Genomic DNA, 15,191 nt, shown 5'->3' with positions numbered 1-15,191 from the left:
TTAGATTTCTAAATCTTATTTAGAAAGACCTCCTAATAAATGGGGTGCTGAGAGAGGGGAAGGAAAATGAAGGTGTGCAAAAAGTATACAATTATAGATAGAGAAACTTGTATTGGTTGCGGAGCATGTGGGGCTGCTGCCCCTGACATTTACGATTATGACGAAGAAGGTATTGCATCTGTTACATTAGATAATAATGAAGGAACAGCTATTATACCTGATGAATTGGTAGATGATATGATGGATGCTTTAGAAGGATGCCCAACAGGATCAATTAAAGTAGCTGAAAAGACTTTCAATTGTAATCCTCATAAATTTGAATAAAAATCTTTATATATTTTAGAGGATATTTGCAAAGCATGTTAGATTAAGATGCCTCGTTGAAATTAAAACATTATTTAACTAGCCTCTAATCAGTAATAAATACCCCCAAAAAGTAAAATGAATTTGCATTCGGAAGGGTTTTCCTAATAGATTGTGTTTTGTTCAATAAGTATATCGAGGGTTAATCAAGCAACCAAGCGCTTCTTAAAAGTCTTGGCTGCTTTTTATGTTAGAAATGACCTCTCTATTTTCTTTTTTAAAATATTTGATAAATCTTTTCTATACCCTTTATAGAATTCTTTTTAGGAATAGATAGAGGGAGTAATTTTCAGGATGATTAGGATACCGAAAAATCCCTATGTATATACCTACTACTCATGCTAGGGCTGCAGTGGAATTTCTACAAAAAGAGTATAAATATGAAGAAATGAGCCTAAAATTCAAACAACAGCACCTATTTAGTAGGTGCTGTTGTTTGAATTAGAGAATATTTTAACGATACATTTCTGATAACTTAGATTACATAAACTAGAAACCGATATTATATACAGCTAAAAAACAGAAAAAACTTCCTACTGTGAACTGTACCTCAATTGTTTTTTGATTTATTCACTTTTTTGTTCCCCTTCTTCAATGGGATAAATAACTCTTCCATTATCCCCTAAAATACTTAGTGATATTCAAATGCTAACTGTAAGCTAGAATCCTACTTATTATTTTCAATTGCATTAATCATTTGTCTACTGACATGACATAGCTCCGCCAGTTTCCCTTATGCCAAATCCTTCCTTATTCCTTATTTATTTTTTTTTTATTATTTGCGCCACCCTTCTATCTGTAAGAGGATAAAAATTATTCTATGCAGTTGTGATAAAAGAAAAGGGAAGGGATAGCAAATTTCTTTTACACGATAGGAATTGCTTGTTTTTTTATTTTAAGAAAAACAATATTAATTAATTGAAAATTAAAAATATTATGTTATAATGAGTTTAGTTTTTAATGGAGAACTTAGTTCCGTATACAGAACTTAATTATAACTAAACTAGAAGGTGAAAAAGAATTTATGAAAGAAAAGTATTGGGTCCCAGCAATAGAAAGAGCACACAAAGTACTAGAAGAAATTAGTGAACATCCAAAAAAGCTACGTTTAATTGATTTATCTAAAAAGCTAGAAATTAGTAAAAGCTCATTATACTCTTTATTAAACACGCTTGAAATTTTAGGTTGGATTACTAAAGAAGAAGGAGATACCTATTCCCTTGGACATTCATTAGGAGCACTTAGTGCAGGATACTTTCACCAGTTTGATATTCTGCAATCTTTTTATAAAGAGGCGAGTTCATCTGTTCTAAGTATTAATGAACATATCCAGTTAGGTATTCTAAAAGAAGGGGATGTGGTGTATTTAGGAAAAATGGAAGGAGATTCAAGAGTCCGTCTTGTAACCGACCCTGGTATGCGTTTTCCTGCCTATGCATCTGCTATCGGTAAAATACAGCTTATCCAATATAGCAAAGAGCAACTAAAACAAATTTATGCTTCTCATAACTTAGAGAAAAAGACACCAAATACAATTACAAACATTGACGAACTTTATGATAATGTTCAAAGAGCAAAACAGAGAGGGTATGCTACTGAGAATGAGGAATCAGCAATCGGATTTCATTGTGTAGCTGCACCAATTTATAATTTTGAAAACAAGATAATTGCCGGTGTGAGCTTTACCATGTTAGAGAATAGTTGGAATGTAAAAAAAGACGCTGCACAAGAAGAAATTATAAAACTAGCCTATCGTTTATCACAGCTTGCGGGCTATACAGGAAAGGCAAGACAAAATATTGAGTAATGGAGCTTTTTACTAGAAATTTAAGAGACTTATTAAATTTCTAGATTAGAAGATGAAAGCGGATTCAGAAGTTAAAGAAGAGGAACATTGCTATGCAAACATTATTTAGATAAAGCACATTATAAAAATGAACCTTCTTATTATCTCTAAAAAATTTAAAAAGAAAGAAGGAATAGGGATATGAAAGAATCTCGGGAATTATTAGAAAGTTTAGGTTATCCTTCAACAGATCTAAGAGACCTTCCCACTTCTACAAAGACGTTTCCAGACGGTGCTCAATATCGTATAGAACTTCCTAGTACAGAAGGACCTGTTGCTTTAGAGGAGATGTTAAAAGAGATTGATCGTTATGGATTAACGATTCATCGTATTTCACAAGGAAGCGGAATTATGCTTCTTACAGATGATGAAATCAAACAAATGTGTGAACTAACTGCCAAAAGAGGAATGGAATTAAGCTTGTTTGTTGGACCAAGGGGAACGTGGGATATTAGCGCAGGTCCTCTAACATCTGCTGGTAAGACACAGGGTTTACGTCATGAAGGAGCTGATCAGCTAGTTTATGCAATGGAAGATTTGAAAAGGGGAGCAAATCTTGGGCTTCGTGGCGCTCTTATTGCAGATGAAGGACTTTTATTGCTTACAAAAGAAATGAAAAAGCAAGGTCACCTTCCAGAAGATTTTGTTGTAAAGGTTTCAGTTCAAATGGGATCAGCAAATCCAGTTTCCGTAAAGTTGATGCAGGACTTAGGGGCAGACACTTATAATGTTCCACCAGCCCTCACCTTAGCTAAACTTGCCTCCATTCGTCAATCTATTGATATACCAATTGATCTATATGTTGAAGTTCCAGATAACTTTGGTGGGTTCCTACGATACTATGAAATACCTGAAATTATTCGTGTTTTGGCCCCTGTATATATTAAATTTGGGCTTCGTAATCATCCAGATGTGTATCCTTCAGGGAAGCAATGGGAAGCAACAAACATTTCATTAGTGCAAGAACGAGTCCACCGTGCTGCATTAGGGATACAAATGATTGAGCGCTATTGCCCAGAAGCAAAAACATCCAAACTCGGTACTAAAGACCTCGGTATTCCAACACTAGTTTCTTCTCCTATAGTTTAAAGTCATAAAAGAGTAATTTACGAGTTTTTATACTCTGCGGAAATATCAGAGCGGTATTTAAAAAAATTAAAGGTTGGAGAGAAAAATATGAAACTTCTATCATTTCGTTCTCAGTCCCATACGTATGTAGGTGTTTTACAAGACAATAAGGTTATGAATTTAACAAACCTTCATGATTTGTATCAACATAAAGTAGCAAGCTGTTCTGCTGTTCCGGATACGCTGGAGACGTTGATTCAACATCATGATACTATGATCCCTTATATTAAAGAGCTGATGGAATATCATAAAAACCACGGAACAAACGATATAAAAACTACATTTTTTCTTTCAGAAGTAGAAATCATTTCTCCCGTTTCACAGCCAGAAAAAATCATTTGTGTTGGATTAAATTATCTTGATCATTGCAAAGAAACAGGGATGGATCCACCTCCAACACCCGTCACTTTTTCAAAATATGCAAATGCAATTATTGGAGATAACGACCCTATTGAACTCCCTATTAATTCAAATCAAGTGGACTTTGAAGCAGAATTAGTGGTGGTTATTGGGAATAAGGCAAAATGTGTTACAGAAGAAACAGCAGATGAGTATATTTTTGGCTATACAATTATGAACGACGTAAGCGCAAGAGACCTTCAGTTTGCAGATAATCAATGGACGCGTGGAAAATCACCTGATACATTTGCGCCAATCGGTCCCTATATTATAACGAAAGATGAAGTAGAGGACCCTCATAATTTAGACATTTCGCTAACTTTAAATGGAAAAATAATGCAAAAATCAAATACAAAAAATTTAATTTTTACGATTCCATACATTATCTCCTATTTATCGCAATCAATGACACTAAAGCCTGGAGATTTAATTGCAACAGGTACGCCCCCTGGAGTAGGAATGGGGAGAACTCCACAAGTATGGTTAAAAGAAGGAGATGAGTTGTCGATTACAATTGAAAATGTTGGAACCCTGAACAATTCTGTGAAAAAGCACCCCTCTTATGTAAATTCAACAGCAAGTAAGCAATAATTCGGTTTATTAAGGGTCAATATGTAAGCGTTAACAAATATCAATTTGTGCCAACTGGTTAAGCTTTAAGCCTCGAGTTCGAAAGAAGGATTTTATAAATTGGAGGATTGATTAAAGCGATGAAAATCAAGCAAAGAATTGATAAAGTTCCTGGTGGTTTGATGGTTGTTCCGCTGTTTATTGGTGCTTTAATAAATACAATTGATCAACTTCACTTACCGTTTATTATGAATTTATTAAAGAGTCTAGGTGTTGCTCCTACAGAAGAGGGCCACTATGAATTTTTAAAAATAGGGGGGTTTTCACAAGCTCTATTTAAAGATGGGGCCCTCACATTATGTGCACTGTTTTTGTTTTGTGCTGGTAGCCAAATGAATCTTAAGGTGGGAGGGCGAGCTTTAAAAAAAGGGGTTTTATTGACTACTTCTAAATATTTAGCTGGACTTGGAACTGGTTTACTTTGGGGTTATATGTCCGATCCAGTCAATGGATTCCTTGGATTGTCCACAATGGCAATTATTGCAGCTATGACAAATGGAAATGGCGGAATGTTCGCTGCTTTAACAGGACAATATGGGAATCGTTCTGATGTAGGAGCGACGGCTGTTCTCTCACTTAATGATGGCCCGTTTTTTACACTAATGGCACTTGGGATGATGGGAGCTAACTTTCCGATCATCGCTTTTATTGCCGTTCTCTTGCCTATTTTAATAGGGATGATATTAGGAAATTTTGATAGTGAAATTCGCACTTTCTTATCTGCTGGAGAATCACTTGTTATTCCATTCTTTGCTTTTACATTAGGAGCAGGAATGAATCTATCTAATTTTTTCAATCCTGAAGTAGTAGGAGCTGGCATTGCTTTAGCTCTCATGACAGTATTTATTTCAGGAGGAGTAATGGCTCTTACTTTTAAAGTATTCCGAGAAAAAAGCGTTATTGCACCTTGGGCAGAAGCATCAACGGCTGGAAATGCAGTAGCAACACCAGCGGCTATCGCAGCAGCAGCTAGTGTAGCAAGTAGTACAGGGTTAATGACAGCAACAGAAGCTCAAACCTACCAAAGTATAGCTAGTGTCGCTACAGCACAAATCTCGATTGCTTCAATTAGCACAGCCGTCCTTGTCCCGATTGCTGTTATTTTAGCTGATAAATATCAACGAAAAAGAGGGATTGATGGAAAAGTAGAAAATCATTCTATCAATAGATTAAAAGTTAGCGATAAAATGCCTCCAACTGATCTCAGTTAGTATTCAAATGATGAAAAGAGACTTTAAATTAAAATTTCATTATTTTTTATAAAAGAAAGGTGATCTAAATATGAGCTATTCTTTTAAGGGGTTTGCACGGAATGATGGAACGGTAGGAATCAGAAATTATATTGGGGTGGTATCCTCAGTCGTCTGTTCGAGTGTTATTACAAAAGAAATTGCAGACAAAGTACCTGCAGCTATCCCTATTACTCATACAAACGGATGTGCTCAACTAGGAGATGATTTTCAGTTAACTAAAAATATGTTGTTAGGTGTATCCGCGAATCCTAATCTGTATTCGGCACTTTTTATAGGATTAGGATGTGAAACAAACCAAGTGAGCGGACTTCTTGAAAGCGCCATTGAAACAAAACCTATTGAAGGAATTGGAATTCAACAATTATCAGGAGGTAGGAATACCGTAACTAAAGGAAAAACAATTGTGGAAGAATGGGCAAAAGAAGTAGAAAAAGAAAAAAGAGTAGAGGTACCTCTATCTTCCTTAACAGTAGGTGTATTAGCTATTGACATAGATGAGGAATCATTAACTAAAATAACCCCTGTTATTGGAAGTGTTGTAGATACCTTAGTTGACCATAAGGCAACAGTGATTGTAGGAATGTCAAAATCTTTAGAACCAGCAGGTGCTCTCTTGTCTAAACGGGCAATAAGTGAAAAGTTACAACAAAGACTTCAAGAAGCAGGAGAGGGATTAAAACGGAGGCGATGGAAAGAAATTACGAACACGTCAAGTGGATGTGCCAAATTTTTGCTATCGGAGAAATCTTATGCCGCTGTTGAATCTCACTTAACAGGTTCTAAGCCTATTTGCAATTGGCTGGGTTATACGGAACAACCTAATCAAAAAGGTCTTTATCTATTAACCGTTCCAAGCAATTTAGTAGAAGCCTTATCAAATATGGCTTCAAGTGGCTGTAATATGGTGATGATTGTAAGTAATCGAGGTTTACTCGCCAGTTCCATTGCACTTCCTTGTATGATGATCACCCCACAGAATTCTCATGCGCCTTTTGATGAGCTGACAGACTATACTATTTCAGAAAATATGAATGTTAATCACGTGGAGAAAGTGCTTGAGATGATAATAGATATTTGCTCTGGGAAGCAAACGAGTCTTGAAAAGTTCGGCTTAGGTGAGTTTGCTATCCCTCATATAGGAACTACATTTTGACAGAGAAATGAGGGGAATATAGTGAATCAAACATTTAATGCAATTAAGTTAAATGAAGCTGATAACGTTGCTGTGGCGCTAACGAATATTAAACAAGGAGAGTATCTTTCTATTAAAGGAGACGACAAGAGATTACAAGTTATGGAAAACATTCCTTATGGACATAAAATCGCAACTGTTTTTATTAATAAAGAAGAGAAAATTATGAAATATGGAGAATGTATGGGGATTTCGACGGAAGCCATTTATCAAGGACGCCATGTTCATATATCAAATGTTCGAGGACTGAAGGAAGAAGAGCGAGTAGATATACTCAAACAATCGTCTTCTTTTAATGCATAAAAAGGTAAGGATCTAATCAACTAGGTAGGATGTTATAAAGGAGGTAAAAATTTGTGAAAACATTTGAAGGATATAGAAGAGAGAACGGTAAAATAGGAGTTCGAAATCATGTTATTGTGATTAATACGGTAGGAGAGTTAGCTAGCTTTACAAAAAATCTAGCACAGCTTGTACCTGAAGTTATTCCTGTAGCTCATCAAACGGGAAAAGCGCAATTTCCAGAAGATCTTCAACAGACATTGAGAACTCTAAAAGGAACCGCTGGTCATCCGAATGTAAGTGCCGCCCTATTTTTAGGAATGGGGCAAGGAGATCCTGCTGAAGAAATGGTTGAGCTTTTAAAAGATGAGGGCCATCATGTTCATGCTATTTATTTCTATAGAGATAAAACAATTACTGACATTCTTAAAGAAGGACAATTATGGCTTGAAGAAGCAGTCAAACAGAGTAAACAGGAACAACGAGAAATCATCAATATTACGGAGTTAACGATTGGGCTTGAGTGTGGAGGGTCTGATGCTTGGTCAGGAGTTACGGCAAATCCTGCAATAGGAGTTTGTTCAGATGCCCTTGTAAGAGATGGTGGAACTAGTATTCTAGCGGAAACAACAGAAGCGATTGGAGCGGAACATATATTAGCTAATCGTTCGGTCACACCCCAGGTAGCAAAAGACTTCCTTAAAATTGTAAGAGATTACGAGAAGAGAATTAAAGACACAGGGGAGGATATAAGATCTGCAAATCCTACGCCAGGAAATATGACTGGAGGCCTAACCACTTTAGAAGAAAAATCGTTAGGTTGTATAAAAAAAGGAGGAGATTCTCCCCTAATGGAAGTTGTCAATTATGCGCAACCTCCAACTCAAAAGGGATTTATTTTTATGGATACACCTGGCTATGATGTTGAATCTGTGGCAGGCCTTGCAGCAGGTGGAGCTCAAGTTGTGTTATTCTCCACTGGTAAAGGCTCTCCTACAGGATCCCCTATTGTACCTGTTATAAAAATTGGTACAAACCCTAAGTTGTATGAAATTATGTCTGAACATATTGATGTAAATGCAGGGAAAATTGTAGAGGGGATTAATACTATCGAAGAGATAGGAACAGAAATTTATAGACGAGTTCTTGATACGGCAAATGGGGATTTAACGGCTGCTGAAAAACATAAAAATCAAGAGTTTGCAATTTGGAGATTAGCAGAAACGATGTAGCCACCTTTTTTTCTACCTGCTTATATTATAAGAACATTTGTTTACGGATAATATGCATCCCCTCCATCACTTATAAATAAAAAACAAGTTAGACTTACTGAAATAATAGAAAAGGTCTAATTTTTTACCAAGCTTGTCAATTTGTAGAGTCAGAATTAAATATTGAAGGAACCTTTCCCCTTCAGTCATGTGATAGTTGAGGCTGAAGAGGAAAGGTTTTTAAGTTGACTAAGAAATATAACAATAAGATGATTATTTGTTTTGATAAAAGAGGCTTTTGCTTTTATGTTTTTTATACTTTTAAGTTTTTTACTATATTTCTCTTGTTTCCTTAAAACAGAATAACGGCTCCTTATTGCTACATTTGTAGGGAAAGAAGTTAAGTCAGTGTGTGAGATATATAAGTTTTATTCTAGATCTTATATTACTTTTTTTGTAATAAATGTTATAATTTATAAATATTATAAGGCGTATGGAAGAAGGGGGAGTTAGTTCATTTTAAATTATGAAAAGGAGAATTAGTTTAATGAAAAATAAATCAAAAAAAGGACGTTCTATTTTAAAACGAGAATGGATACGCCCCCTTATAGCATTACTCTTTTTGCAATTAATCTTTTTTGTCTGTGATAAGAATGGATGGTCAATGAATTTCAGGGATGATGAGAGAACAGTGTTAGGTAGATTCTCTAAAGCTGAATTTTTCACCGAACAATTCGTTCCATATGAAAATCCAACATTCAACTTATTCACAGCAGTTTTTCTTATTACTTTACTTCCCGCTACTATTATAGGGGTGGTCAAAGATTTGTTTTCTAGAAAACAAACTAAGCGTCACGCAGGATAATAGTGGTATCTTTAAGAGCGTAATTACTGAATGAGCTAGCTCTTTATACGGACTATATTCAAAATAAAGACTTAAAAAATCATGCTATCCATTTTAAGCTATGAGACCTATATCACTTTGCTCCGTATTAGTAACTATAAGAAAAAAATGATAATATAAGGGAGCGATTTTTTGTCTGAAGACAAAAAGAAAAGCACAAATTATTTAGCACTATGGTTGGGAATTGGTTTATCTTTTGGCTCTTTATATGGCTCACTATTTCATAATATTGGTTTAGGTATTGGAATGGGCCTTTGCTTTGGAGTAGCGATGGGCTTAAGTCTTGAGAAGAAGAATAAGTAGAAGTAGTGTGTGTTTTAACCATTAAATGATAGGTAATTTAAAAAGCATGCTTATCCTTCCCACTAATTTTATGTGATAAAAGCCTTGGTTTAAAAAAACCAAGGCTTTTTAGTATATCTTCACAACATAAATACAGCCTACAAAATCTATAAATTTAAGGTATAAAAGTAGTCCCATTTGTTTGTTCTTTTTGTAATATATTCATTTGTTCTATAGTTTCTAGTTCCGAACCAAAAGATTGGGTCCAATCAGATGGGATTTCAAATAATTCTTCCTTATAATACTAGGTGAACAATTTGGCTAATGAATCTTTTTTATTTAACTGCCTATAGAGGGGAGAACTTTAAAATGTGTTAAAAGGATTTTTCAAAACAATAATAGATTATTTTAACAGAATTAAAAGGAGAATATGGTATTATAAATATATAATGTAAGTTCTGTTTAAACATAGAAGAATTATGAAAGTGGATGTGAAAAATGATTAAAACAGTAATTTTTGATTTTGATGGAACAATTGTAGAATCAGGGCAAGTAGTGTTTGATCTTTTTAATAGTTTTGCAGATAAATATAAATACACTAAAATGCCTCAAGAACAGAGTGATTATATCCGTACTATCACTTTTAAAGAACGATTTAAGAAATTTAATGTTCCTTTATGGAAGATTCCGATGTTAACAATTGATATCGTGAAGAAATATAAAGAAGAAATTCCACATTTAGAACCCATTGATGACATAAAGTCTGTTTTGAAAACCTTAAAAGAATCAGGGTTTCAGTTAATATTAGTTTCTGCGAATTCGCAAGAAAACATTAAAAAATTTCTAAAATTAAATGACATGGATTATTTTGATGAAATTCTGAGATCTCATCGCTTCTTCGGTCGCCATATCACACTTAATAGTTACGTAAAAAGTAATAGTGTTCAAAGAGAAAACATTATATTTGTTGGTGATGAACATCGGGACATTATAGCTTGTAAAAAGAGCGATATTAAAATTATCTCTGTTACATGGGGGTATGATTTTGAGGTGCTATTGCAAGGGGCCCAACCGGATTATATAGTGAAGGAACCTTTGGACATTGTAAGAACTATTGAAGGAATTAATAAATGATTGCTTTATTCTTGGTTAGTGCTATATTTGCTATCCTTTGTTATCGCTATGATCCTAAATCGCCATCTTTAAGATGGGTCGTATTTTTGCTAATATGTTCGTCATTAGCTGGTTTATCGCGTGCAATTGTAGAATCATTTATCCCGGCCTTAAACAAGAATGGCATGAACTTTGATTTACTTAATACTTTTTTGTATAGTCTAAGGATTTTCACGGGTTTTGTATCTATTTATTTTTGTCCTTATGGAATTTTAATGCATGCAGTTGTTTATAGTGGGAGGTTTACATCTAAAGTTGTAAGAACTTTGAAATATATTTTGTTAATTCCAATCCCTTTCATGGTTGAGACTACTGTATATGTTCCGGACATTGTCCCTGATTTTGATTCTATGCTCTATTGGGCAGTCCCCTATATATGTATTGCATGTATTATTCACATTTACACATATATGACGGAGAAAGATGAAAAAAAGAAGAAGAGTCGTTTTATCACCTTGTCTCTCATGTTTCCCGTTATATTAACGGCCTTAATTTTAAACTATATTGTACGAGCTTTTAATAGTAGTAATCAAATTTGGCGATACGTTGTGTTTTTTCTTGTCATTTCATTTTTTATTTTTATATGGAAAGCTCTAGGGAGCGGCTCATTAAATGGAATTAAATTACGCTATGAAAGAGAAGCAAGAGAAAAAACAAGTAAAGCCGTTACTTCAGGCACAAGCTTATTAAATCATTCTATTAAAAACCAAATCTATAAAATTAACTCAAGCCTGCAAATTATACAACCTCACAGTCACAATCTTGATGCCTCGTGTCAAAAGGCAGTTGAGATTATTAATAAAAGCTCTAACCATTTAATCGAAATGGTCGATAGAATGCAAAGTCAAACTCAAGAGATTCAAGTTAAAAAAAGTAACTGCGATTTAAGTGAATTAATGGATGAAATTTTAAATTATGTGCAAAAAGAAATGGAAGCAAAGTGTATAACTGTAGAAAAGGTGTATGAATCCAATGTCTATGCTTATTGTGATGGCACCCATACAAAAGAGGTATTTTTAAACATAATTAAAAATTCCATAGAGTCAATGGATAAACGTGGTAATATAAGGGTAGTAATGACTAAAGGCATTGGTAATCAGGTTACGGTTTCTTTCACGGATGATGGTAGTGGTATATCAGAAGAAAATCTAAGACATGTTACAGAGCCCTTTTTTACCACAAAAGGGAGAAGAGGGACTAACTTTGGATTAGGTTTACATTATTGCTATGATGTAATGTTGAAAAGTAATGGTAATCTACACGTTGAGAGTGAACTAAATAAGGGAACAACTGTAACGCTAACGTTCCCGTTAAAAGGATGATGCTTATGAATCCCATTAGAGTAGTTCTTATTGAAGATGATATTGATTGGTTAAATATTATGGAAACAATTATAGGAAATGAAGATGATATCGTTTTAGTCGGGTGTGGCACTACAAAGGAAGAAGCTATTAACTTATCGAAGGCTCTTGACCATATTGATATTTTCCTCGTCGATATTAATCTAACGGATAATAACTTGGATGGAATTTACACAGCATTAGAGTTAAAGAGTAGTGGTGATTGGAAAGTATTAATGTTAACGTCAATGTCTGATGAAGATATCATTCAAAAGTCATTCATTGCGGGAGCAACAGATTATATTCTTAAAAAAGATGTACATAAAATACCACATATTATCCGTTCCATTTATCATGAACCATCTAATCCAGTTGAAGTTATTTTACAAGACTATCGACGTATGAAGAGTGAAGAGCAGCTCAAAGATCTAACTAATGCAGAGCGAGAAGTTTATAAATTGATAGAACAAGGCCACTCACGAAGAGATATCCAAAAGAAATTAATGAAATCAGATAATACGCTAAAAAACCAAATTAAAAATATACTGAAAAAAATGTCTGTTTCTAATTCCAAAGAGGCGATAAGGAAAGTGAAATCAGGAGGTTTATGGTGATTACGCGATGAAGCGTAATCACCTTTTTTATTTTGGGATAATTTCATGTAGAAAGGGACTACTTTTTATAGCCCTTTCTCTAAAAAAGGGGTGAGCATTTATAACCCTCCTTTGGAAAGTAGAGCCTTAAAAAATGACACTACCTTAAAGTGCATAAACTTTATACCATATAGTTAAGCCTTGTTACTCGTTATAAATTTTAAAAAAAGGTTCTTTTGAGTAGAATCTAATTCATCCATACTCTTCAACAAAAGCATGTAGGCAAGGACTAGAGAGTCTACATATTCAATGTTCTTAAAGATAATCGGTCTAAATTAAGGGGGTGGAAGAGATTAATATTATCAGAGCAAAGAGAATGAAAAAAAAATGGACTCAGTTAGAACTAGCAAAAGTGTCAGGGGTTCCTCAATGTACGATTTCTCAACTTGAAAGAGGAAATCGAAAATACCCTACGTATGAAACGATTCGGAAAATTGCCAAAGCATTGGATTTGACGCTGGAGGAAATCTACCTTCTAAAAGATCACAAAGAAAAAGAGGTGGTGAAAGAGGAAGTGGGCAAAGCAACTGCCCTTCTATGATATAAGGAGGAGAATAAAATGAAGACTGATAAAAGCAAGAAATCAGTTATTACATTAGGAGTAACAGAGAAAGAGACTTCTTGTTCACTAGAAGAGAATAAACATGTTTTGGTCATAGGAGAAGTAGGTACAGGAAAAACTTCTACTTATATTTTACCAAATATTCTCGAAGAAAAAGAGAAAAGCTTACTTGTATTTGATCCTCGGGGTACAAGATATCATTTTACACAGGAGGAAAAGCAAGAACAGGGGTATATTGTAATGGATTATCGTGTTCTTTCGTTAGATGAAGAAACAATAAAACATATAGCACAGATGCTAGTTAAAGAAAAAACAGTAGTTTATCTCCATTTTGATCATAGAGAGGGAAAGGAAGAGAGAGAGGAAACGTTTACCAGCTTGCTAAATACATTATACGAAGAGATTGAAGCACAAGGATTCTATCATAAGGGCATCCATGTTTTAATGGATGAAGCTCAAGCCTACAAGGTTCCCCATCTCCCTTTATTCCTAGCAGCGGGAAGAAAATATAATGTAAATTTCTCTCTTACGGTGCTTCATTTATCTTCTTTACAGCACTTATACGGCGAAGAAGCTACACAACAGATGATAAAGTATAGTGTTAAAGGGTTATTTGGTACGAGAAGTCAGGAAGATGCCGAATACTTTGCTTCTTTTATTGAAGGGCCTTTTACGAAAGAAGAATGCAATGCACACTATCTTTTATCACTGCCAAGAGAGGTCCCTGTATGGCTCCTTCCTTCTTCCCATTAACATTAAGAGAACAGATTATGGATACAAAGATTCCGAAGGTGTGGAAAGAATATAAACAAATTCACGTCAATCAAATAGAAGGTTGCTGAAAAACAAGTACTCATTTCCTTGAATGCTTGTTTTTTTAGCTATTATGTTCAGCGTCCGTTTTGGATTCAATATAGTACTAGATGTGATAAAGGCGAGTTCTAGTGATGTACTCTATCCTCCATTTTTTATGTATCGTTAAAGAATGTGTTCAGAATGCATCTTCTCCCATCTCCCGTATATGGAGGAAGGCACAAGAAAAGGAAATGTAGTTCTTAATGAATTTACATACAACGTTTGTTCAAATTTAAGTTGTAATGAAGAAGATTCAGGGAGATTATCAATCCAGAGGCACTACAAAGTTGGTATCATTAGAAAATTACATGCTTCAATCTACTATTCTCCTAAAAAAGATGAAAATGAGGAGTTGAAGAAGAGCATTTAAAGACGATAACAAGAACTTTTTCATCAAATGAGAAGAAGGGATAAATCTATACACGAACAGGAGATTGCGCAAAATGGCAAACAGCATATTTATCTTTATCATTTTTTTTCTCCTGATTGTATTATTTCAACTGATGCGCTATGTCTATCGCACGGTACTAAAACGACAAGCATTGAAGCGTTTAATGCAATCAGGGATTCCTTACATTGATCAGATGGACGGATTTCAATTTAAGATGTATCTAAAAGCTTTATTTCAGCAGTTAGGATATAAGGCACAGCTTACACCTCAATCAGGAGATTTTGGAGCAGATTTAATTATGAAAGGGAAAAAGAAGGTTGTCATTCAAGCTAAGCGATACGGTGTTAAAAACAAGGTTAGCCAGTCGGCTGTTCGGGAAGTCTATGGCGCTCAAGCCTATTATGAAGCTGATGAAGCATGGGTGATGACAAATAGTTTCTTTACAAAGCAAGCTAAAGTGTTGGCCGAAGTGTGTCATGTGCAATTATTTGACCGTCATGCTCTTCAAGCTTTGATTTTAGAGGTGAATCCTATACATACAGCCGAAGATATTTATCGAGAGGTTAAGCCAGAGTCTCGAACATGTCCTGTATGCGGGAGCTCGCTAGTCATACATCATAGAAATGGAGAACGTTTCTTTGGATGTGTTTCTTTTCCTCAATGTGACCATACAGAGGCGATTAATAAAGAATAACCTACATGCATAGATCATATTAAAGGTGTGCAA

Annotated in this window: 16 protein-coding genes; all 16 read left to right on the top strand. The window is 34.7% G+C overall.

Annotation, left to right across the window (positions count from 1 at the left end; genetic code table 11):
• Positions 1-66: 66 nt before the first annotated feature.
• The 16 genes from ACK3CR_RS03390 to ACK3CR_RS03315 all read left to right on the top strand — a co-directional run bounded on the left by ACK3CR_RS03390 (position 67) and on the right by ACK3CR_RS03315 (position 15,158).
• Positions 67-324, top strand: a complete 258-nt coding sequence (locus tag ACK3CR_RS03390) for a ferredoxin (protein WP_243520121.1) — start codon at positions 67-69, stop codon at positions 322-324.
• A 1,063-nt stretch (positions 325-1,387) separates the two neighbouring features.
• Positions 1,388-2,170: an IclR family transcriptional regulator gene (locus ACK3CR_RS03385; protein WP_243520123.1), complete on the top strand. Its 783-nt coding sequence runs from the start codon at positions 1,388-1,390 to the stop codon at positions 2,168-2,170.
• A 180-nt stretch (positions 2,171-2,350) separates the two neighbouring features.
• Positions 2,351-3,298 (top strand): U32 family peptidase, encoded by a 948-nt coding sequence (locus ACK3CR_RS03380; protein WP_243520125.1) that lies wholly within the window; start codon positions 2,351-2,353, stop codon positions 3,296-3,298.
• A gap of 87 nt (positions 3,299-3,385) precedes the next feature.
• Positions 3,386-4,327 carry a fumarylacetoacetate hydrolase family protein gene (locus tag ACK3CR_RS03375; protein ID WP_243520127.1) on the top strand — a complete coding sequence of 314 codons (942 nt, stop codon included), beginning with the start codon at positions 3,386-3,388 and terminating at the stop codon, positions 4,325-4,327.
• Positions 4,328-4,446: 119 nt separating this feature from the next.
• The gene (locus ACK3CR_RS03370; protein WP_488974775.1) at positions 4,447-5,577 is read left to right on the top strand and encodes a 2-keto-3-deoxygluconate permease; all 1,131 of its coding nucleotides are present in this window, start codon (positions 4,447-4,449) and stop codon (positions 5,575-5,577) included.
• Positions 5,578-5,647: 70 nt separating this feature from the next.
• Positions 5,648-6,772: a UxaA family hydrolase gene (locus tag ACK3CR_RS03365; RefSeq protein ID WP_488974774.1), complete on the top strand. Its 1,125-nt coding sequence runs from the start codon at positions 5,648-5,650 to the stop codon at positions 6,770-6,772.
• A 21-nt stretch (positions 6,773-6,793) separates the two neighbouring features.
• Complete coding sequence (locus ACK3CR_RS03360; protein ID WP_243520133.1) at positions 6,794-7,114, top strand: UxaA family hydrolase; 321 nt, start codon at positions 6,794-6,796, stop codon at positions 7,112-7,114.
• A gap of 53 nt (positions 7,115-7,167) precedes the next feature.
• Complete coding sequence (locus tag ACK3CR_RS03355; protein ID WP_243520135.1) at positions 7,168-8,325, top strand: UxaA family hydrolase; 1,158 nt, start codon at positions 7,168-7,170, stop codon at positions 8,323-8,325.
• Between the two features lie 526 nt (positions 8,326-8,851).
• A complete protein-coding gene (locus ACK3CR_RS03350) occupies positions 8,852-9,169 on the top strand; it encodes a YfzA family protein (RefSeq protein ID WP_488974773.1) in 318 nt (105 codons plus the stop codon).
• A gap of 171 nt (positions 9,170-9,340) precedes the next feature.
• Positions 9,341-9,511 (top strand): glycine zipper domain-containing protein, encoded by a 171-nt coding sequence (locus ACK3CR_RS03345; RefSeq protein WP_328123790.1) that lies wholly within the window; start codon positions 9,341-9,343, stop codon positions 9,509-9,511.
• Between the two features lie 477 nt (positions 9,512-9,988).
• A complete protein-coding gene (locus ACK3CR_RS03340; protein ID WP_488974772.1) occupies positions 9,989-10,624 on the top strand; it encodes an HAD-IA family hydrolase in 636 nt (211 codons plus the stop codon).
• A complete protein-coding gene (locus ACK3CR_RS03335; RefSeq protein WP_243520141.1) occupies positions 10,621-11,985 on the top strand; it encodes a sensor histidine kinase in 1,365 nt (454 codons plus the stop codon). The genes ACK3CR_RS03340 and ACK3CR_RS03335 overlap by 4 nt, the downstream gene beginning before the upstream one ends.
• Before the next feature lie 5 nt (positions 11,986-11,990).
• Entirely contained in the window at positions 11,991-12,617 is a 627-nt protein-coding gene (locus tag ACK3CR_RS03330; RefSeq protein ID WP_019391033.1) for a response regulator, read from the top strand.
• A 322-nt stretch (positions 12,618-12,939) separates the two neighbouring features.
• Positions 12,940-13,197, top strand: coding sequence for a helix-turn-helix domain-containing protein (locus ACK3CR_RS03325; protein ID WP_488974771.1), 258 nt, complete (start codon positions 12,940-12,942; stop codon positions 13,195-13,197).
• Between the two features lie 18 nt (positions 13,198-13,215).
• Positions 13,216-13,971, top strand: coding sequence for a type IV secretory system conjugative DNA transfer family protein (locus ACK3CR_RS03320; RefSeq protein WP_488974770.1), 756 nt, complete (start codon positions 13,216-13,218; stop codon positions 13,969-13,971).
• 545 nt (positions 13,972-14,516) lie between these two features.
• The gene (locus ACK3CR_RS03315) at positions 14,517-15,158 is read left to right on the top strand and encodes a restriction endonuclease (RefSeq protein WP_488974769.1); all 642 of its coding nucleotides are present in this window, start codon (positions 14,517-14,519) and stop codon (positions 15,156-15,158) included.
• The last annotated feature ends 33 nt before the right edge of the window (positions 15,159-15,191 follow it).

This window comes from Priestia sp. TRM10, from assembly GCF_057808375.1.
This window is presented reverse-complemented; position numbering and strand designations above follow the sequence as displayed.

Coding starts and splice junctions, on each gene's coding strand:
- ACK3CR_RS03390 (WP_243520121.1), top strand. CDS start 67: ATGAAGGTGTGCAAAAAGTATACAATTATAGATAGAGAAACTTGTATT.
- ACK3CR_RS03385 (WP_243520123.1), top strand. CDS start 1,388: ATGAAAGAAAAGTATTGGGTCCCAGCAATAGAAAGAGCACACAAAGTA.
- ACK3CR_RS03380 (WP_243520125.1), top strand. CDS start 2,351: ATGAAAGAATCTCGGGAATTATTAGAAAGTTTAGGTTATCCTTCAACA.
- ACK3CR_RS03375 (WP_243520127.1), top strand. CDS start 3,386: ATGAAACTTCTATCATTTCGTTCTCAGTCCCATACGTATGTAGGTGTT.
- ACK3CR_RS03370 (WP_488974775.1), top strand. CDS start 4,447: ATGAAAATCAAGCAAAGAATTGATAAAGTTCCTGGTGGTTTGATGGTT.
- ACK3CR_RS03365 (WP_488974774.1), top strand. CDS start 5,648: ATGAGCTATTCTTTTAAGGGGTTTGCACGGAATGATGGAACGGTAGGA.
- ACK3CR_RS03350 (WP_488974773.1), top strand. CDS start 8,852: ATGAAAAATAAATCAAAAAAAGGACGTTCTATTTTAAAACGAGAATGG.
- ACK3CR_RS03340 (WP_488974772.1), top strand. CDS start 9,989: ATGATTAAAACAGTAATTTTTGATTTTGATGGAACAATTGTAGAATCA.
- ACK3CR_RS03335 (WP_243520141.1), top strand. CDS start 10,621: ATGATTGCTTTATTCTTGGTTAGTGCTATATTTGCTATCCTTTGTTAT.
- ACK3CR_RS03330 (WP_019391033.1), top strand. CDS start 11,991: ATGAATCCCATTAGAGTAGTTCTTATTGAAGATGATATTGATTGGTTA.
- ACK3CR_RS03320 (WP_488974770.1), top strand. CDS start 13,216: ATGAAGACTGATAAAAGCAAGAAATCAGTTATTACATTAGGAGTAACA.
- ACK3CR_RS03315 (WP_488974769.1), top strand. CDS start 14,517: ATGGCAAACAGCATATTTATCTTTATCATTTTTTTTCTCCTGATTGTA.